This window comes from Tabrizicola caldifontis, from assembly GCF_004762095.1.
Classification (GTDB): domain Bacteria; phylum Pseudomonadota; class Alphaproteobacteria; order Rhodobacterales; family Rhodobacteraceae; genus Tabrizicola; species Tabrizicola caldifontis.
Genome location: NZ_SIJH01000001.1, coordinates 1 through 19,025 on the forward strand (window position 1 = coordinate 1; position 19,025 = coordinate 19,025).

General features: G+C 65.8%; 21 protein-coding genes. 12 read left to right on the forward strand and 9 right to left on the reverse strand.

Annotated features, from left to right (window positions below; all coding sequences use genetic code 11):
• Window positions 1-115: 115 nt before the first annotated feature.
• From EYB42_RS00005 to EYB42_RS00020, 4 genes are all read right to left on the reverse strand, one after another.
• The gene (locus EYB42_RS00005; protein WP_135446845.1) at window positions 116-949 is read right to left on the reverse strand and encodes a metal ABC transporter permease; all 834 of its coding nucleotides are present in this window, start codon (window positions 947-949) and stop codon (window positions 116-118) included.
• A gap of 154 nt (window positions 950-1,103) precedes the next feature.
• Window positions 1,104-1,964: a manganese/iron ABC transporter ATP-binding protein gene (locus EYB42_RS00010; protein WP_135446847.1), complete on the reverse strand. Its 861-nt coding sequence runs from the start codon at window positions 1,962-1,964 to the stop codon at window positions 1,104-1,106.
• A gap of 7 nt (window positions 1,965-1,971) precedes the next feature.
• Window positions 1,972-2,862 carry a metal ABC transporter substrate-binding protein gene (locus tag EYB42_RS00015; RefSeq protein WP_135446849.1) on the reverse strand — a complete coding sequence of 297 codons (891 nt, stop codon included), beginning with the start codon at window positions 2,860-2,862 and terminating at the stop codon, window positions 1,972-1,974.
• Between the two features lie 350 nt (window positions 2,863-3,212).
• The gene (locus EYB42_RS00020) at window positions 3,213-3,803 is read right to left on the reverse strand and encodes a lytic transglycosylase domain-containing protein (RefSeq protein WP_135446851.1); all 591 of its coding nucleotides are present in this window, start codon (window positions 3,801-3,803) and stop codon (window positions 3,213-3,215) included.
• Window positions 3,804-4,053: 250 nt separating this feature from the next.
• Here EYB42_RS00020 and ssb point away from each other — a divergent pair, with 250 nt between their 5' ends.
• The 6 genes from ssb (at window position 4,054) to EYB42_RS00050 (ending at window position 8,405) form a co-directional block, all read left to right on the forward strand.
• Window positions 4,054-4,566, forward strand: a complete 513-nt coding sequence (ssb, locus tag EYB42_RS00025; RefSeq protein WP_135446853.1) for a single-stranded DNA-binding protein — start codon at window positions 4,054-4,056, stop codon at window positions 4,564-4,566.
• Between the two features lie 69 nt (window positions 4,567-4,635).
• Entirely contained in the window at window positions 4,636-4,989 is a 354-nt protein-coding gene (locus tag EYB42_RS00030; protein ID WP_135446856.1) for an SUF system Fe-S cluster assembly protein, read from the forward strand.
• Window positions 4,990-5,049: 60 nt separating this feature from the next.
• Window positions 5,050-5,409 (forward strand): HesB/IscA family protein, encoded by a 360-nt coding sequence (locus EYB42_RS00035; RefSeq protein ID WP_135446858.1) that lies wholly within the window; start codon window positions 5,050-5,052, stop codon window positions 5,407-5,409.
• Window positions 5,410-5,491: 82 nt separating this feature from the next.
• A complete protein-coding gene (tpiA, locus tag EYB42_RS00040; protein ID WP_135446860.1) occupies window positions 5,492-6,232 on the forward strand; it encodes a triose-phosphate isomerase in 741 nt (246 codons plus the stop codon).
• A 59-nt stretch (window positions 6,233-6,291) separates the two neighbouring features.
• A complete protein-coding gene (locus EYB42_RS00045) occupies window positions 6,292-7,224 on the forward strand; it encodes a DMT family transporter (protein ID WP_135446862.1) in 933 nt (310 codons plus the stop codon).
• Entirely contained in the window at window positions 7,224-8,405 is a 1,182-nt protein-coding gene (locus EYB42_RS00050) for a cytochrome P450 (protein WP_135446864.1), read from the forward strand. Before EYB42_RS00045 ends, EYB42_RS00050 begins: the two co-directional genes overlap by 1 nt.
• Window positions 8,406-8,666: 261 nt before the next feature.
• Here the strand turns inward: EYB42_RS00050 and EYB42_RS00055 are convergent, their stop codons facing one another.
• The gene (locus tag EYB42_RS00055; protein WP_135446866.1) at window positions 8,667-9,128 is read right to left on the reverse strand and encodes an Lrp/AsnC family transcriptional regulator; all 462 of its coding nucleotides are present in this window, start codon (window positions 9,126-9,128) and stop codon (window positions 8,667-8,669) included.
• Window positions 9,129-9,270: 142 nt separating this feature from the next.
• Between EYB42_RS00055 and EYB42_RS00060 the strand changes: the two genes are divergently transcribed.
• The 5 genes from EYB42_RS00060 (at window position 9,271) to EYB42_RS00080 (ending at window position 13,287) form a co-directional block, all read left to right on the forward strand.
• On the forward strand, window positions 9,271-9,576 hold the full coding sequence (locus EYB42_RS00060) for a DUF2849 domain-containing protein (protein ID WP_135446868.1): 306 nt from the start codon (window positions 9,271-9,273) through the stop codon (window positions 9,574-9,576).
• Window positions 9,577-9,583: 7 nt separating this feature from the next.
• A complete protein-coding gene (locus EYB42_RS00065) occupies window positions 9,584-11,254 on the forward strand; it encodes a nitrite/sulfite reductase (protein WP_135446870.1) in 1,671 nt (556 codons plus the stop codon).
• The gene (locus tag EYB42_RS00070; RefSeq protein WP_135446873.1) at window positions 11,244-11,996 is read left to right on the forward strand and encodes a phosphoadenylyl-sulfate reductase; all 753 of its coding nucleotides are present in this window, start codon (window positions 11,244-11,246) and stop codon (window positions 11,994-11,996) included. Before EYB42_RS00065 ends, EYB42_RS00070 begins: the two co-directional genes overlap by 11 nt.
• Window positions 11,993-12,394, forward strand: coding sequence for a DUF934 domain-containing protein (locus EYB42_RS00075; protein WP_135446874.1), 402 nt, complete (start codon window positions 11,993-11,995; stop codon window positions 12,392-12,394). Before EYB42_RS00070 ends, EYB42_RS00075 begins: the two co-directional genes overlap by 4 nt.
• Before the next feature lie 62 nt (window positions 12,395-12,456).
• The gene (locus tag EYB42_RS00080; protein WP_135446877.1) at window positions 12,457-13,287 is read left to right on the forward strand and encodes a ferredoxin--NADP reductase; all 831 of its coding nucleotides are present in this window, start codon (window positions 12,457-12,459) and stop codon (window positions 13,285-13,287) included.
• Between the two features lie 84 nt (window positions 13,288-13,371).
• Here the strand turns inward: EYB42_RS00080 and EYB42_RS00085 are convergent, their stop codons facing one another.
• The gene (locus EYB42_RS00085; RefSeq protein ID WP_135446879.1) at window positions 13,372-13,821 is read right to left on the reverse strand and encodes a hypothetical protein; all 450 of its coding nucleotides are present in this window, start codon (window positions 13,819-13,821) and stop codon (window positions 13,372-13,374) included.
• Between the two features lie 66 nt (window positions 13,822-13,887).
• On the opposite strand from EYB42_RS00085, the gene infC reads away from it, so the two are divergent.
• Window positions 13,888-14,574: a translation initiation factor IF-3 gene (infC, locus tag EYB42_RS00090; protein ID WP_240783894.1), complete on the forward strand. Its 687-nt coding sequence runs from the start codon at window positions 13,888-13,890 to the stop codon at window positions 14,572-14,574.
• Between the two features lie 49 nt (window positions 14,575-14,623).
• Here the strand turns inward: infC and EYB42_RS00095 are convergent, their stop codons facing one another.
• The 3 genes from EYB42_RS00095 to EYB42_RS00105 form a co-directional block, all read right to left on the reverse strand.
• On the reverse strand, window positions 14,624-15,619 hold the full coding sequence (locus EYB42_RS00095) for a molybdopterin-binding protein (protein WP_135446881.1): 996 nt from the start codon (window positions 15,617-15,619) through the stop codon (window positions 14,624-14,626).
• Window positions 15,619-16,605 (reverse strand): XdhC family protein, encoded by a 987-nt coding sequence (locus EYB42_RS00100; protein ID WP_135446883.1) that lies wholly within the window; start codon window positions 16,603-16,605, stop codon window positions 15,619-15,621. The genes EYB42_RS00095 and EYB42_RS00100 overlap by 1 nt, the downstream gene beginning before the upstream one ends.
• 96 nt (window positions 16,606-16,701) lie before the next feature.
• Window positions 16,702-18,969: an OmpA family protein gene (locus EYB42_RS00105; protein ID WP_135446885.1), complete on the reverse strand. Its 2,268-nt coding sequence runs from the start codon at window positions 18,967-18,969 to the stop codon at window positions 16,702-16,704.
• Between the last annotated feature and the right edge of the window lie 56 nt (window positions 18,970-19,025).

Here is a 19,025-nt window from a genome sequence, read left to right on the forward strand (position 1 = left end):
AACACCACACCCAGGCGCTCATCGCTCTCGCACGCCGACGCGTCTCCGTGCTCTGGACCATGATCCAGCGCCGAAAGACCTACGATCCTCTCTTCAAAGCTGCTTGACTTCCGCATTACGCAGCCCTCCCCCGCGCGCGGGCGGCCAGCAGCCCGTGTTTCGGTGCAAGCACGAAAGCCAGGCCGAAAAGCGCAGCCTGCAACAGCACGATCACGCCCCCGGTGGCCCCGTCGAGGAAATAGCTGGCGTAGGCCCCGGCAAAGCCGGTGGCGGCGCCGATTCCGGCGGAGAATGCCAGCAGGCGCGGGAAGCGGTCAGTCAGAAGATAGGCGGTGGCACCAGGCGTCACGACCATGGCGACGACCAGGAAAGCCCCCACCGTCTGCATCGCGGCCACGGTCGCTGCGGAAAGCAGGGTGAAGAACACCACCTTCAGAAGGCCCGGGCGCAAGCCGATGGTGCGGGCATGGGCCTCGTCGAAGAAGGTGACCATCAGATCCTTCCACAGGACCAGAAGGACGGCGGCCGAGACTCCCCCGATCAGCACCAGCTGCACCGTATCCGCCGGCGAGATCGAAAGGATGTTGCCCATCACGATGGTCTGAACCGAGACCGATGTCGGAAAGACAGAGATCAGGAACAGGCCAAGCCCGAAGAAGCCGGTGAAGATCAGCCCGATCACCGTATCGGTCTTCAACCCCGAACGGGAGGACAGGAACAGCATCGCCCCGGCTGCCAGTCCGCCCGAAAGGAAGGCGCCAAGGGCAAATGGCAGGCCCAGGATGTAGGCCCCCGCAACGCCCGGCACGACCGAATGGGAAAGGGCGTCGCCAATCAGGGACCAGCCCTTCAGCATCAGATAGGCGGATAGAAAGCCGCAGACCCCGCCGACCAGGGCCGCCACCCACATCGCATTGGTCATGTAGCCGTAGGCAAAGGGTTCAAGCATCGTCAGACCCTTCCGTTCGGACGAATGGCGCGTGCCACCCTTTCCCGGATCGCAAGGTAGCAGAAACGCCGGCCCGGCACTGGAGCAACGGGCCTGGCGTGTGTGCATCCCCTCTCCCTTCCACGGCGTGGGGGGCAAAGGCGCAATGCGGCCTTCATGCACCCGCCTTCCGGCCATACTGGACGAAGGGGCGTTCGTCATCGGTCAGGATGCTGACCTCGCGAGCATCGTCGTCCTCGTGCAGGTCGGTCCCGCCCAGCGTATAGCGCCGCAGGACGCCGCCGAACGCCCTTTCAAGGTTCTCGCGCGTGAAAACGCTTTCGGTCGGGCCATGGGCAAGCACCGTACCCTTGACCAGGATCGTCCGGTCGCAGAAATCCGGCACCGAGCCCAGATTGTGGGTCGAGACCAGCATGACATGCCCCTCGTCCCGCAGGTCGCGCAGCAGGGCGACGATCTGGCTTTCGGTGGTGACATCAACGCCGGTGAAAGGTTCGTCCAGCAGGATGATCCGGCTTTCCTGCGCCAGCGCACGGGCAAGGAAGACCCGCTTCCTCTGCCCGCCCGACAGCTCTCCGATCTGGCGATGGCGCAGGTCGGAAAGGCCGACGCGCGCCAGCGCCTCGTCCACCTTTGTCCTGTCGGTCGCCGAGGGGCGGCGCAGCAGGCCCATGTGCCCGTAACGGCCCATCATCACCACATCCTCGACCAGCACCGGGAAGGACCAGTCCACCTCTTCTGCCTGTGGCACATAGGCGACCAGATTTTGCCGCAACGCCCGCGCGACCGGCAGTCCCATCAGCCGGATGCGCCCACGCGACAGGGGCACAAAGCCCATGATCGCCTTGAACAGCGTCGATTTTCCGGCCCCGTTCACCCCGACCAGCGCGGCAATCGACCCCTGCGGAACGGAAAAGCTGGCATCAGTCAGAGCGGTCACACCATTGCGGTAGGCTACCGTCACCCGTTCGGCGAGGATCCCCTCTGTCGTCGTTTCTGCCATCACATCGCGCATCGGTGCCTCATTCCGCCGCTGTCAGCCCCCGGACGATGGTTTCGGTGGTAACCCGCAGAAGATCCAGGTAGGTCGGGACCGGACCATCTGCGGCCGAGAGGCTGTCCACATGAAGAACGCCACCGAAAGCTGCGCCGGTCTCGCGTGCAACCTGTTCGGCGGGTGCGGGAGAGATGGTGCTTTCGCAGAATACGGCAGGAATGGCATGCTTGCGCACCCCGTCGATCACCGCCTGCACCTGGCGCGGCGTGCCCTGCTGGTCGGCGTTGATCGGCCAGAGGTAAAGCTCCTTCAGCCCCAGATCGCGGGCGAGATAGCTGAAGGCGCCCTCGCAGGTGACAAGCCAGCGGCGGTCTTCCGGCAGGGCGGCGATCTGTGCCCTGAGCGGCTCGAGCACGTCGCGCAGCCGGGCCTTGTAGGCCCGGGCATTTGCGGCATAGGTGCTCGCATTGGCAGGATCGACGGCGGACAGGGCTTTCTCGATGTTGTCCACATAGATCAGCGCGTTATCCACGCTCATCCAGGCATGGGGGTTCGCGCGGCCCTCGTGGTCGCCAGCAGATATCGGGATCGGCGTGATCCCGTCGCTCAGCGTGGCCGACGGCACCTCGCCCAGGTTTTTCAGGAACTGCTCGAACCAGCGTTCCAACCCCAGCCCGTTCCACAAGACCAGATCGGCGTCCGAGGCCCCCACGATGTCGCGCGGGGTGGGTTCATATCCGTGGATTTCGGCCCCGGGCTTGGTGATCGAGACGACCTCGACAGCCTCACCCGCGACGTTGCGTGCCATGTCGGCGATGACGGTGAAGGTGGTGACGACCTTCAGGCGGTCCTCGGCCCTGGCCGGCAGGGCGGCAAGGGCCAGGGCGGCGATCAGGGCAAGACGGGGCTTGGGCATCGGGTTCCTCTTGCAATACTAGACTGTAAATGAGAAGCATTTGCAAGAAGGCAAGGCAAGGCACGTCGTCTGGCAGGGTCCCGTCATTCCGATAACACCATTCCGAATTCGGCGGGACGTGCGGTGCGTCCTGAAATGTCTCGCGCACAGAGACCGCCAAGGGCGCCGGGCCGTCTGGCGGCGTTGGTCGCTGCGCCAAGGCGGATGGGTCTGTGGCAAGGCCTGGCGGGCAAGGGACAACGTCGCCTCTGCGTTGCGGCGCGCACGAAACTCAAGCGCCAAGCGCGACATGCCGGCGCACCGGCGCGGCAATCCAACCTGCGCCCACCGGATCGCCAGCTGGATGCTGCCTAGCCCAGGATCGCCTTCACGTAATTCTCTGTCTCGGCGTAAGGCGGAATGCCATCGTGGCGTTCCACCGCCCCGGGGCCCGCATTGTATGCCGCCAGAGCCAGGCGCCAGCTGCCGAAGCGGTCATACATCATCCGCAGATAGCGCGCGCCGCCTTCAAGATTCTGGTGCGGATCATCAATATCGACACCCAGTTTCTGTGCCGTGCCCGGCATCAGCTGCGCAAGACCGGTCGCCCCCTTGTGGCTTACTGCCGACGGGTTCCAGCCCGATTCCTGCTGGACAAGCCGCAGGAACAGATCCTCGGGCACGCCATGCTTGCGCGCGGCGGCCTTTGCGACCTCCAGGTACTTGCCCTTGTAGCTGCCGCGGAATTTCGGCACCGCCTCTCCGGCGGCCACGGCGTCGCCCTTCTTGTAGTTAGGCGTCAGCCTGACCGACCCGCTGTATTGTTTCGAAAGCCTCTCGTCGATCAGCCTGGCCTGCGATTCGAAGATCGCGCTTCGCGACTTGGTCGAGCTGGTAAGCTTCAGACCCTCGGCTCTTGCGGCAAAGAGATCCCCCCCAAGGGCGCCAATTGCTGCGATCATGACCAATGATGTTCCGAAACCCTTCACGAGCCCGTTCCCGTCAAGTTGCAGACCTGCCGACTATAGCGACTTGTCCAGACTTTTCCAGCCGCGAATCCGCCCGGGTGGCCGAAGATGCGGATGCCTTGTGCCGCCCGCAACGCAAACGGACCGACGCAAGCCGAGTTGCAGCCGCCTCTGGCGTCGGTATAGGTTCGTTAACCAGGCTGCGGCGACACTGACCGTGGCAAGCCGGATCAGGGAGAATCGCATGGCGGGGTCGGTCAACAAGGTCATACTCATCGGCAACCTCGGCCGCGACCCCGAGGTGCGCAGCTTCCAGAACGGCGGCAAGGTGGTCAACCTGCGCATCGCAACATCGGAAACTTGGCGCGACCGCAACACGGGCGAGCGTAAGGAACGTACCGAATGGCATTCGGTCGCGATCTACAACGAGGCGCTGGGAAAGATCGCCGAACAGTATCTGCGCAAGGGCAGCACCGTCTATATCGAGGGTCAGCTTGAAACGCGGAAATGGCAGGACCAGTCCGGCCAGGACAGATATACGACCGAAATCGTTCTGCGCCCGTATTCCGGGAACCTTACGCTGTTGGGCGGCCGTGGCGAAGGGGGTGGCTCTGGCGGCGGATACGACGACCGCGGTGGTTATGACGAGGGCGGCAGCGGCGGTTATGGCGGCGGATCGCAGGGCGGGCGCAGTGATTTCGGCGGTCCCGCAGGCGGTGGGGGACGGTCCGACATGGACGACGAAATCCCGTTCTAGGCAGGCTCTGGACCTCGACGGGGCGATTCCCTATATAATCGCTCAACAACCCATGACGGGGCGAGGACGATGCAGGACCAGATCGAGGGCAAGCCGCTGATCAAGCCCTCTACCACCGACCATCCGCTGTATCCGCAGATCGTTGAAGCCTGCCGGACCGTGTTCGACCCGGAAATTCCGGTGAACATCTTCGACCTGGGTCTTGTATACACGATCGAGATCAGCCCGGAGAACGAGGTGGACATCACCATGACCCTGACCGCCCCAGGCTGTCCGGTTGCGGGCGAAATGCCGGGCTGGGTTGCCGATGCGGTGGAACCCCTGCCGGGCGTCAAGCAGGTCGATGTGCACATGACCTTCGACCCGCCCTGGGGCATGGACATGATGTCCGACGAGGCGCGGCTGGAACTGGGCTTCATGTGACGCGGCCTTGAACGGTTGCCCCGGCGGGATTACCTTCCGGGATCATCGAAAGGATCTGAGATGTTCGGCATTCCCGGAAAAGCCGCCGTCACCCTGACCCCCGCAGCCCGCCGCCAGATCGCGCGCCTCATGCAGCGAGACGGTCACAAGGGTCTGCGCATCGGCGTGAAGAAGGGCGGCTGCGCGGGCATGGAATACACGATGGAATATGCCGACACGATCAATCCGCTGGATGAGGTGGTCGAACAGGACGGCGCCCGTGTGATGATCGCACCCATGGCGCAGATGTTCCTGATCGGGACCGAGATCGACTACGAGACGTCATTGCTGGAATCGAAGTTCACCTTCCGCAATCCGAACGTGGTCGAGGCCTGTGGCTGCGGCGAGTCGATCAAGTTCCGCGACACTTCGGCCGCCTGACCCCTTGACCCTGCCGGCCCCGATGGGCTTTTCCTGTCGCCGCGCGGGTCAGGCCCGTGCAAGGCAACAGGGGAATCATGCGATGAAGAAGCTCGCCGCCGGGAACTGGAAGATGAACGGGACTGCGGCCGCCCTGGGCGAGGTGCGAACGCTGATTGCCACTCATCCCGCACCCGCCTGTGAGATGCTTCTGTGCCCTCCTGCCACACTGATCTCCCGCATGGCCGACATGGCGCGGGGCAGCGCGCTGAAGGTCGGAGGGCAGGACTGTCACCCGAAGGCTTCAGGCGCACATACTGGCGACATCTCGGCTGCCATGCTGGCCGATGCGGGGGCAAGCCATGTGATCCTTGGCCATTCCGAACGCCGCACCGACCATGGCGAGACTGATGCCCTGGTGAAAGCCAAGGCCGAGGCCGCCCTTGCGGCAGGGCTGACCGCAATCGTCTGCATCGGCGAGACCGAGGCCGAACGCGATGCGGGCCGAACGCTCGACGTGATCGGGGGTCAGCTTGACGGGTCGTTCCCCACGGGCGCGACGGCGGCGAATCTGGTCATCGCCTACGAACCGGTCTGGGCCATCGGCACAGGCCGCACGCCGACACTGGACGAGATTGCCGAGGTTCACGCCTTCCTGCGCAACCGCCTGGCAGGCCTGATCGGGAATGAGGCTGCAGGGGTGCGTCTGCTGTACGGCGGTTCGGTCAAGCCCTCGAACGCTTCGGATATCTTTGCCGTTCCGCATGTCGATGGCGCATTGGTCGGGGGCGCAAGTCTGAAAGCCGCCGATTTCGGTGCGATTGTCGCGGCCCTGTCCGCCTGACGACATCCGCGCGTCGCGGACAGATCAGCCCGCACCGCACCCGAGGATAGCCTGTGCCGATGACCGCCATTTCCCCCGGCGCGCAACGCGCGCTTCTTGCCGCGAACCTAATCTGTCTGGCCTCGATGGCAATCTGGGCCGCGGGCCTGCCTGCAGCGAACCTGATCATCCCGCACATGCCGCCCATCGCGCTGACCGCGGGGCGGGCGACGCTGGCCGCGCTGGTCCTGCTGCCGGTCTGGTGGCTGTGGGAGGGCCGCAACACGGTTCTGCGGGCCGATTGGCGAACCGGCGCCTGGGTGGGCTTCGTCACCCTGGGCCTTGCATCCTTCTTCGTCATCATCGCGCTGCAGTTCAACGATCCGGTCACCGTGGCCATCGTGACGGCCGTGATGCCCGTCGCCGGCATCCTGCTGGAATGCCTGGCAGACAGGCGCCCCTTTACCCGGGCGCTTGCCCTGGGGCTGCTGCTCTCGGTCGCGGGCGGGCTGATCGCGGTCTCGGGCACCGAGGGCAACCTTGATTTCAGCATCGGCGTTCTGGCCGCGCTGGCGTCGGTCCTGTGCTACACTTGGGGCTCGCGCGAGACGGTGAAGGCCCTGCCGGACCTTTCGCCTCTTGGCCGCAGCACGGTGACGGTGGCCGGCTGCGCCGTGGTGGCGCTGATTGCGGCGCTGGGGGATGGGCTGTTGCGCGACAACTGGCCCCAGTGGCAGGCGATCGGTCCGGCAGAATTTGCCGGCCTTGCGATCTTCGGTATCGGCTCCATGGCGATCAGCCAACTTCTGTGGATCGTCTCGGTCGGCCGGATCGGCATTGGCGCCGCCTCGATGCACATGAACGCGGTGCCCTTCTATACCATGCTGATCGTCTTCCTGCTGGGCGGCCCGTGGAACTGGTTGCAGACGCTGGGCGCCGGCATCGTCGTTGCCGGTGCACTGATAGCCCAGGGACTGATCGGCCAGCGCTGGACCACGACCGGAGCCCCCTGATGCAGACACTGACGCAATCCCCGACCGACCCCGCCTTCGTCCAGAACCCCTACCCGTTCTACGAACGCGCCCGCGCTGCCGGGCCCTTCTTCCACTGGCAGGACTACAGTCTGGTCTGTACCGGCAATGCGGCCGCCGTGAACGCGATCTTCCGCGACCGCCGGTTTGGCCGCGAAGTGCCCCCGGAAAAGCAGCAGCCGATCCCGCCGCATCTCGCCCCCTTCTACGCGGTCGAGGCCCATTCCATGCTGGAACTCGAGCCTCCCCGCCATACCCGTCTGCGCAACCTCGTCCTGCGCGCCTTTACCTCGCGCCGGATCGCCGGCCTTGGGCCCGAGATCGCGGCCCTTGCGCACGAGCTTGGCGATGCCTTCCCGGAGGGCGAGTTCGACCTTCTGCAAGCCTTCGCCCAGCCGCTGCCCGTTCGCATCATCGCGCGTCTCCTGGGTGTGCCAGAGGCCATGGCTCCCGACCTGCTGCGCTGGTCGAACGCGATGGTCGGCATGTACATGGCCGGCCGCACCCGCGAGATGGAGGACCGCGCCGTGGCCGCGACCGTAGATTTCGTCGCCTTCCTGCGCGGCTATGTCGAACAGCGCCGCGCCCGGCCGGCCGACGACCTGATCACCCAGCTGATCGCCGCCGAGATGGAGGGCGAAAAGCTGACAACGGACGAGCTGATCACCACCTGCATCCTGCTGTTGAACGCCGGCCACGAGGCGACCGTCCACACCATCGGCAACGGGGTGAAGGTGCTGCTGGAAACCGGCACACCGGCTTCGGCACTGGGGCCGGACGCGGTGGAAGGAACGGTCGAGGAAATCCTGCGCTTCGACCCGGCGCTGCACATGTTCACCCGCTGGGCCTACGAGGATGTCGAGGTCATGGGCCACACATTCCGCCGTGGCGACCAGGTAGGCCTGCTGCTTGCAGCCGCAAACCGCGACCCCGGGGCATGGGACAGCCCCGATCGCTTTCTGCCCGCAAGACCGGTCAGACCACATGTCAGCTTCGGCGCGGGTCTGCATTTCTGCGTCGGTGCCCCCCTCGCCCGGCTTGAACTGCAAATTGCCCTGCCAATCCTTTTCGCGCGCCATCCCGGCCTGCGTCTGACCGGGAAGCCGGAATATGCCGACGTCTATCACTTCCACGGCCTTCGTGCGCTGCGCGTCCGGCGCTGACCTGATTGCGCGGCTTGCGCCGCAAGCCATGCGTCTTGTCGTCGGCCTGCGCCTCCTCATCTGGAACGACGGGTGCTGCCACCTCGCGCTCACCGGGATATCTGTGCGGACAGGAAGGCCCCTTCCTCTCTGCACAAATATCCCACGTATCCCACGGGGGGTGCGGGGGTGTGAAACTCCCGCCGCACAAGCCGGTTGGCCGGAACGGCCAGAAGCGACAAACAGGATCTGCGCCGACGGCGCGCCCGTCCCCCGCACCGGTTATATGGGCAGCACGGTGGTTGACTTGATCTCCTCCATGCTCAGCAGAGCAGTCACGTTGTAGATCTTCACTTCGGAAATGAGCGCCTGATAGAAGGTGTCATAGGCCCGTGCGTTCTTCACCCGCACCTTCAGGATATAGTCGATGTCCCCAGCCAGCCGGTGTGCCTCCAGCACTTCGGGGCGTTCCTTCAGCGCCTTCAGGAACTTGCGCTGCCATTCGGCCTCGTGCTCGGAGGTGCGGATCAGGACGAAGAAACAGGCCTCGAGCCCCAGCGACTCGGGGTCGAGGATTGCCGTGGTGCGGGTGATTACCCCCTGTTCGCGCATCTTGCGGATCCGGTTCCAGACGGGCGTCTTGGACGAGCCCACCTTGCGGGCGATCTCGTCTAGCGACTGCTCGGCATCAGCCTGAAGTTCGGACAGGATTTTCCGGTCCAGATCGTCCAGCGCGGCACTCATCCCTGATTTCCTCCCATTCCCGGAACACACGCCATCATTTTGTGGATTATCGGAACAGATGTCCTTATCTGCAAGGGTATCTGGTCCCCAAGAGGGAATTTATTCTATATTCCGGGCAGGTTTTCAGTTCCCGAGGCCCCTGATGAGCCGCCGCTTCACCCCCAAGGTTGTCACCGCGAACCTGCTGCGCGAAGGCGATGTCGTCTATCTGACCGCAGATGACCGCTGGTCGCCGTTCCACCACGAGGCCGAGCTGATCGAGGACGAGGCCCATGCCCAGATGCGGCTTCTGCATGCAAATGCCCAGAAGCTGGTCGTGGTCGGGGCCTATCTTGCCGATGCCCGTCCCGGCCCGAACGGGCCCGAACCCACCCATTTCCGCGAAGTCTTCCGAACCCGCGGCCCATCCAACTATCCGCACGGCAAGCAGGCCGATCTGGCGAACTGAGGCAGGCATGTATTCCTATTCCGACTTCGACGAAGCCTTCGTCCGCGCCCGCGTCGCGCAGTTCAGCCAGCAGGTCGAGCGCCGTCTCGATGGCTCGCTGACCGAGGACGAGTTCCGCCCGCTCCGCCTGATGAACGGGCTTTACCTGCAACTGCACGCCTACATGCTGCGGGTGGCGATCCCCTACGGCTCGCTTTCGCCCCGGCAGATGCGGCAACTGGCCTACATCGCCGACACCTGGGACAAGGGCTATGGCCATTTCACCACCCGGCAGAACATCCAGTTCAACTGGCCGAAACTGCCGGACGTGCCCGCGATCCTTTCGGCACTGGCCGATGTTCAGATGCACGCGATCCAGACCTCGGGCAACTGCGTGCGGAACGTCACCGCCGACCATTTCGCGGGTGCCGCCGCCGACGAAATTGCCGACCCCCGCCCCTACGCCGAACTTCTGAGGCAATGGTCCACCGACCACCCGGAATTCCAGTTCCTGCCGCGCAAGTTCAAGATTGCCATCACCGGCAGCCCCAACGACCGCGCCGTGACCAAGGCGCATGACATCGGCCTGCGGATGGTCCGCAACGCGGCGGGCGAGCCCGGTTTCGAGGTCATCGTCGGCGGAGGCCTTGGCCGGACCCCGATGATCGGCGTCACCGTCCGCGACTTCCTGCCCGAGGCGGACCTGCTGCCCTATGTCGAGGCGATCCTCAGCGTCTACAACGCGCTCGGCCGCCGCGACAACAAGTACAAGGCGCGCATCAAGATCACCGTGCACGAGACTGGCCGCGAAGCGATCACCGAGATGATCGAGGCGCGCTTTGCAGAGCTGCGCGCCCAGTTCGGCGGCGCGGACCGGAAACTGCTGGCCGAGATCCGCGAGGCCTTCGCGCCCCCTGCCTTCCGCAACGCGCCGACCGATGCCTATGACGCATTCTACAAGGCCGATCCGGTCTTCCGCGCCTGGGCCGACACCAACCTGACCCGGCACCGCAACGACCAGTATGCCATCGTCACCATCAGCCTGAAGGCGCATGGCCAGACGCCGGGCGACGCGACCAGCGACCAGATGCGGCTCATCGCCGATCTTGCTGAAAGATATGGTCATTCCGACCTGCGGATCAGCCACGAACAGAACGTGATCCTGCCGCATGTCCATAAGTCCGACCTGCCGGCGCTGCATGCGGCGCTGGTCAAGGCCGGACTCGGCACCGCCAATGTCGGCCTTCTGTCCGACATCATCGCCTGCCCCGGCATGGACTATTGCGCGCTGGCCACCGCCCGCTCGATCCCCGTGGCGCAGGAACTGGCCACCCATTTCGAGGCGCTGAAGCTGGAGCACGAGATCGGCCCGCTGAAGATCAAGATCTCGGGCTGCATCAACGCCTGCGGGCACCACCATGTCGGCCATATCGGCATCCTCGGCCTCGACCGCGCGGGGGTGGAGAATTACCAGATCACCCTTGGCGGCGATGGCACCGAGGACGCGGTTATCGGCGAAAAGACCGGCCCGGGCTTTGCCTATGACGAGATCGTGCCCGCCATCGAACGCATCCTGCGTGCCTATCTGGACCTGCGACTGGAGCCGTCGGAAACCTTCCTGCAAGCCTTCCGCCGGGTCGGGATGGAACCGTTCAAGGCCGCACTCTACGAGGCCGAAGGGGAACGGAATGCCGCGTGACGGGCGCCACGAAGGCCCGGTTGCCGAGCGTGTCGCGGCGCTGAACGCGCGCTACAAGCACCACTCGGCGACCGCCGTGCTGGAACATGCACTGAAGGACGAAGACCTGGGCCAGGTCGCGCTTGTCTCTTCCTTCGGGGCAGAGTCGGTCGTGCTTCTGCATCTGGTCAGCGTCATCGCTCCGGAAACGCCGGTGCTGTTCATCGACACCCGGATGCTGTTCCAGGAAACGCTGGATTATCAACGGGAACTGGCCGAGAAGCTGAACCTCTGCGACATCCGCACAATTCGAGCCAATCCGGCACGGGTCAGCTTCGAGGACCCGGACGGGACCCTGCACCAGTTCAACACCGACGCCTGCTGCGCCGTGCGCAAGGTGGAGCCGCTGGAACGCGCGCTCGCGCCCTTCGACGGCTGGATCACCGGGCGCAAGCGGTTCCAGAACGCGGAACGCGGGACACTGGACTTCTTCGAGAACGAGGGGGACTTCCGCATCAAGGTCAATCCGCTTGCGCATTGGGGCCGCGAGGACATCGAGGAATACATGGTCGAAAACCGCCTGCCCCGGCATCCGCTGGTGGCAAAAGGCTATCCCTCGATCGGCTGCGCGCCCTGCACGAGCCCGGTAAAGCCCGGAGAGGATCCCCGCGCCGGGCGCTGGCGGGGCCAGGGCAAGACCGAATGCGGCATCCATTTCATCAACGGCAAGGCCGTGCGCACCCCGAAGGAGAACGCAGCATGAGCGTGATCGTGACCGATGCGGGCTTTGCCCCGGCACCCGAGCGCGAGGTCGTGGGCCTTGCCGATCTGACCGACCAGGCGGCGGTGGACCTGACGATCACCGACGATCCGGCGGCGCTGGCCGGGCATCTCGACCGGCTGAGCCTGATCCGCGTGGCCTTCCCCGCCTTCAACGACGGCCGCGCCTTCACCATTGCCCGCCGCCTGCGCGAGATGGGCTACCGCGGGCAACTGCTGGCGCTGGGTCCGGTGATCGCCGACCAGTATGCGATGCTGCGCCGGGTGGGCTTCGACGGGGCCGAGATCCCCGACGAACTCGCCGCGCGCCAGCCCGAGGCGCAATGGCGCTTCCGCGCCGACTGGCAGGCGCATCACTATCAGGCGCGGCTGCGCGCCTGACTTCCGCCTGATCTGAATCAACGCTAAGAAAAGAAAGCCGGTCTAGGGCCGGATCGATCCACATGACCGAAATCAGCCTGATGACCGAAGCAAGCCCCGTCGCCGCCAAACCGCATCTGCCCGATGCCCAGACCGTGACCAGCGTGAAGCACTGGACCGACCGGCTGTTTTCCTTCCGCGTGACCCGGCCGAAGTCGCTGCGCTTCCGCTCTGGCGAGTTCGTGATGATCGGGCTTCTGGACGACAAGGGCAAACCCCTGCTGCGGGCCTATTCCATCGCCTCGCCGGCCTGGGACGAGGAATTGGAGTTCTACTCGATCAAGGTGCCCGACGGCCCGCTGACCAGCCGGCTCCAGCACATCAAGCCGGGGGACGAGATCATCCTGCGCCCAAAGCCCGTGGGCACACTGGTCCACGATGCGCTTCTGCCCGGCAAGCGGATCTGGTTCCTGGCCACCGGCACCGGCATCGCCCCCTTCGCGAGCCTCATGCGCGAACCCGAGACCTACGAGAAATACGATCAGGTCATCATGATGCACACCTGCCGTGAGGTGGCCGAGCTGGAATACGGCCGGCAGCTGGTGGAAAGCCTGAAGGATGACCCGCTGATCGGCGAGATGGTGGACGGCAAGCTGATCTACTACCCCACCACCACGCGCGAGCCCTTCCATCACATGGGGCGGGTGACCGACAACCTTGCCTCGGGAAAGGTCTTTGCCGATCTCGGCCTGCCGCCGATGAATCCCGCCGAGGACCGCGCAATGGTCTGCGGCAGCCTTGCCTTCAACATCGACGTTAAAGCGATTCTCGAAGGCTTTGGCCTGCGTGAAGGCGCCAACAGCGATCCGAAGGAATTCGTGGTGGAAAAGGCTTTCGTCGGCGACGGGATCTAGGTTCGCCGCAACTTGCCGATGACAAAAACGAAAAGGGCCGCGGGAATCCCCGCGGCCCTTTGCCGTTGCGTCGGTTGCTTCCGATCAGAGACCAAGCGCGGCGCGAACCTGGGCGATCACCTCCGGCACCAGAGCCGGATTGGTCGCGGCCGCATCAATGGCGGTCTTGAGCTGGTCTTTCACGGCCTGTTCCAGCCAGGATTGATCGATCATCTCCCGCGCCTGATCGGGATTGAAGGCGTTGGGATCCAGCGCGGTCTGCGCCAGGTTGCTGATGGCTTCGCGCTGCGCCTGCAGGGCGGCAGCCTGGGCCTCGGCCTCGGCCTGCGCGGCAGCGGCAGCTTTTGCAGCCTCTTCAGCAGCGGCGGCAGCGGCAGCTTCGGCGGCGGCAGCTTCGGCTGCCGCGGCTTCTGCGGCCTTGCGAGCCGCCTCTTCGGCCATGGCGGCCTCCTGAGCGGGCTTGTAGCTGAACTGGTAATAGCCGCCCGCAGCCAGAAGGACGACGATGGCGCCGATGATTACGGTTCTGTTCATGTCAAATACTCCTTTGACCGGAGCCTCTGGCCCGGATGCGGGTCATATGGCAGCTTGGACCCGGAATTGAAAGGGCAGCCCCCGCCCGAGAACAGGGAAATCGGCTGCAAGCTGCGGAAAATCCGGCTTCTGGACTGGGTTGCCGGGTTGCAGGGCGAGGCGCTCGGGTCTAGATTGCGCGCGCACAACGCAACAGCACGAAGGACCACCACCATAGCCCGCAGACCCCACAACGCCCCGCCGCAACGCGAAACCGGCCCGCGCATCAACGACCGCATCCGCGCCCCGGAAATCCGCCTGATCGGGGCGGATGGCGAAAATGTCGGTGTGGTGACCCCGGCACGAGCCCTGCAGATGGCCGAGGAGGCCGGACTTGACCTCGTCGAGATTTCGCCGAATGCCGTCCCGCCGGTCTGCAAGATCATGGACTTCGGCAAGTTCAAGTACGAGACGCAGAAGCGCGAGGCCGAAGCGCGCAAGAAGCAGAAGATCATCGAGATCAAGGAAATCAAGTTCCGGCCGGGCACCGACAAGCATGACTATGACGTGAAGATGCGTTCCGTGCTGAAGTTCCTGGAGGAAGGCGACAAGGTGAAGGTCACGCTCCGCTTCCGCGGGCGCGAGATGGCGCACCAGGAACTTGGGCTGGAACTGCTGAACCGGGTCGCCGCCGACGTGGGCGACGCCGGAAAGATCGAGTCTATGCCCAAGCTGGAAGGCCGTCAGATGGTGATGATGGTCGCCCCGAAATGAGCCGCGCCGCCTGAGTGCGAAGCAGTGCGGGGGCAGTCTGCCCCCGTTTTCATTTCGCCTCGCGCAGCCGGCCGCGCTGCGGAATTTCCTTCAGCAGCCCCCCCACCCCCATTGCGGCGATGTCGGCTCCGGTCACCGGAACCCCGCAGATTACCCGCTCCATCACCCAATCCGCCCCGTTCAGTGCGGGACTGCGGGCGCAGCCTGGCAGGCCTATCACCGGGCGACCGACCAGGCTGCCCAGGAACAGCAGGTTTCCCGGATCGACCGGCATCCCGAAGCGCTCGACCTTTCCACCGGCGCGACGCAGCGCTGCGGGTGCGACATCATTCAGGTCAGAGGTCGCCGAAGCGGTCAGAAGCAGGATCAACTCCGCCCCTGCAGCACTGGCCAGGGCTGCGGCAAGATCGACCTCGCGGTGCGGCACCAGGCGCTTGGGCCACATCTCAACCCCCAGCGCCTGAAGCCGCGACTGGATGGCACGGTGGCCGCTGCTGCCGTCATCGGCGCCGGTCACGGTCTGGATCAGAATGGCCGACGACAGCCGCGCCGGGTGAAGCCGCAGCGCTCCGCGACCGGCGGCGCAAGCTGCCGCCACGGCAGCGCGCGCCACACCGTAGGCGATGATCTTCACTGTCGCGACCATCTCGCCCGCGGCCACGCGCTGCCATCGCGGCACGGTGGCCAGGGTGATCATCGGATCGACCGCGTTCAGCGCATCCACAAGATTGGGCAGAACCTCCACCACGCCGGCGGCGGTGGCATGAAGGTTCACGCGGCCGGTGCCTACCGGTTTCAGCCGCAGTCCCGCCGCCGCCGGATCGGGCACCAGTGCTTCGGCCACGGCAAGGGCGGCTTCATCCTCGTCCATGTCTTCGGGGCCAAGCCGCGCGACGATGACCTCGGTCAGGCCAAGCGCGGCAAGGGCCGAGATTTCTGCCGGGCCCAGCCTGCACCCCTTGCGCAGGCGGCCTTCGGGCACGGCCACGGGATGGGCGAGGATCGCACCTTCGGCCACGGCAAGCGGGACAGGGCCGAAATACATCAGGTCCGCAGGGTCTGGGTAATCTGCGCCATGATTGACACCGCGATTTCCGCAGGCGTCCGGGCGCCGATATCCAGGCCGACTGGCGCATGGATCCGCGCGATCTCGTCAGGCGAGAAACCCGCCGCGGCAAGGCGATCCAGCCGTTTGGCATGTGTCTTCCTTGAACCCAGACAGCCAAGATAGAAGGCGGGCGAACGCAAGGCAAAGCGGATCGCGGGGTCGTCCAGCTTGGGGTCGTGAGTCAGGGTGACAATGGCCGTACGACCATCGGGGGCAAGTCGGGCCAACGCCTCGTCGGGCCAGTCGTCAAGGATCGTCTCGCCGGGAAACCGCGTCTGCGACCCGAAGGCAGCGCGCGGGTCGATCAGGGTTGGCACATAGCCGCAGGCGCGCGCGATGGAAAGCAGCGGCTGGGCGATATGCACCGCACCCACCACGATCAGCCGCAGCGGCGGGTTGTGAACGGCAATGAAGCGGCCGTCCTCCTCCATCCCCGAGCGGTCGGATTTCAGCCGTGCATCGACCGCCGCATCCTGGCCGGGGGCCACCAGCGCGCGGGACCAGCCCTCGGGCCGCGTGACCAGCGCCACGGGGCGGGATGCCGCACGCGCGGCGACCAGATCGGCCAGCAGCGATTCGGGCAGGGCCTCGGCCCCTTCGCCCACCGGCTCTACCAGCACGCGGATCGTGCCACCGCAGGCCAGTCCCGCGGCAAAGGCGGTCTCGTCGCTGACGCCAAAGGTCAGAAGGCGTGGCTTTCGGTCTTCCAGCGCCTCCAACGCCTCGGTCACCACCGCCCCTTCGACACAGCCGCCCGAGACCGAGCCGACCATCTCGCCCGCACCCGAGACTGCCAGCTGGCTACCCGCCTGACGCGGGGCCGATCCCCAGGTTTCCACGACGGTCGCCAGCGCCGCACCCTTGCCCTGCCGGTGCCAGGCAAGCGCTGCTTCGGGAATCTGGTCATGCGCGGCTTGGGTCATGCGGGTTCTCCTCGGACCGAAGTATGCGCAAGGGCCGGCAGAAAAGGAAGCGCCGCAGAGTGGGCTCTCTGCGGCGCCATTCGGGTTCGGCCAGGATCAGCGAAGCTGCGCGGTGCGCATCAGCGGCGTGATGACCCGCACCTCGACCCGACGATTGCGGGGCTCGTTCGCCTGGGTGTCGATCAGCAGCTCGGTTTCACCATAGCCCTGAACGACCATGTTCTCGGGCGGAATGCCGAAATATTCGGTCAGTGCCAGCGCCACCGATTCCGCCCGCCGATCCGACAGCGCCAGGTTCAGCGCGGCCGGCCCCGTGGCGTCGGTATGGCCTTCGATCAGGAAGACCTCGCCAGGGTTCACCTCCAGAAGCCGCTGCATCACCCGGCCCAGATCGGCCAGTTTGCGTGCTTCCGAGGCCGCCACGACCGAGGAATTGGTCGCAAAGGTGATGTTGGGCACATCAATCACCGCCGCCAGAGCCCGCACTTCCGGGATCTCGCGGATCTGGCGCAGGCTGAACTTACGACCTGCCCGCTCCGCTTCTATCGCGGCCAGCTCGCGCTTCAGCGCCGCATCGTTGTCATTCGGCGAAATCACGATCCTGCGCCCCGGCTTTGGCAGGTCGCGCACCACAACCGGGGTTTCGCGGACCAGATCGTCGATCAGGATGATCTCGCGGCCCAGCCGGTCATAGGTCGCGCGGCGCAGCACCCGGCCGGTCGCGTCGCGGATCGTCACGACCTGAGTGCCATCCTCGCGTTCGATGATGGTGCGGGTCGAGCCGTCCTTGAAGGTTTCTGTCCGCACGGTCGAACCCGGGCGACGGATCACGGTGTCGTCGTCCTTGAGCACCTGATAGGTGCCATCCGGCCGCAGCACAATCACCCGGTCTCCGGTATTCGAAACGACGCGGCGCTCTTCGCGTTCGTTGTTGGCCGACTTGATGATCGCGCCAACCGCCAAAGCGCCCAGCACAAGCAGGCCCGCCTTCTCAAGGTCGGACAGACCACTTTTCTTGCCGCCGGACAGGGCCACGGGCGGGGCGGCGAATTCCTGGGCCGAGCTGCGCACGGCATCCGGCGCAATGGTTTCGGTCACGGCCGCGACCACCGCCGCAGGATCCGCCGGAGCCAGCATCGGGGGCACAGTGCCGTCGGTCGTCTGAGCGGCGCCTTCGGCAGGCGCCGCCGCGACAGCTGCCGCAGCGGCGATCGCCTCGGGTTCGATCGCAGTCGGATCTGAGGTCAGAAGCTGTGTCAGGCTTTCAACCTCGGCCTCGGTGACGACAGGGGCATCGACCGCCTGGGTAATGTCAAGGGGTTCCTGTTCTGCCACCTTCAGGCCTGCCGCCGGATCGATGAGCTGCCCCGACGCGTCGGTCTTCAGTTCGGCCTCGGCCGCCGCCAGCGCGGCCGCCGCGACTGCCGGATCGATGATCTCGCCAGTGGCCGGGTTGACGATCCCCTCGTCAGAAGGTGCGGAATTCGCCTGTTCGACAACCGACTCTTCGGCCGGAGCCTGGGGCGCCGCTTCCTGAACGACCGCCTCCTCTGCCGGGGCCTCGGGCGCAGCCTGTTCGACGATCACCCCTTCGGCCGGTGCCTCAGGCACAATCTCTTCGCCGACGGCCTCGGCAGGGGCTTCCGCCTGTGCGGCGGCCTCTGCTTCCGCCTGTGCGGCAGCTTCGGCCGCAGCCCGGTCGGCAGCTTCGGCCTCGGCCTGCATCTGGGCTTCCAGGGCGGCCTGTGCGGCTGCCGCAGCCTCGGCTTCTGCCTGCGCCTGCGCTGCGGCCTCGGCCTGGGCGGCAGCTTCGGCCTCGGCGGCGGCCTGGGCGGCAGCCTCGGCTTCTGCCTTGGCAGCTGCTTCCTCGGCCGCCCGGGCGGCGGCTTCGGCTTCGGCCTGCGCCTGTGCCGCAGCTTCTGCTGCCGCCTGCGCCGCCGCTTCGGCTTCGGCTCTGGCGGCTTCCGCTTCGGCGCGGGCCTGTTCCTCGGCCAGGGCGGCTTCCAGCGCCGCCGCTTCTGCCGCAGCACGCGCTTCGGCTTCCGCCTCGGCCGCAGCACGGGCTTCTTCCTCGGCCTGCGCCTGGGCGGCGGCCTGTGCTGCGGCCTCCTCGGCGGCCCGGGCGGCCGCTTCTGCCTCTGCCTCTGCGGCAGCCTGGGCCGCGGCAGCCTCGGCCTGTTTCAGGGATTCGATGATGGCCTCCAGATCGCAGGGCGCCTCGGCCGTAGGCACGCACAGCACCGACCCGTCCGGCCCGGTCACAGAGCCATCGTCGTTCAGCACCTGTGCATGGACGGGCATGGTGCCCACCGGGCTGATGGCGACCGACAGGGCCGTCGTGGAAATCAGAAGCTTTCTCATCATCGTTCCTCACATTGAAGGGCCATGCCGGCAATGCAGCAGACCTGCAGCGTTCCCGT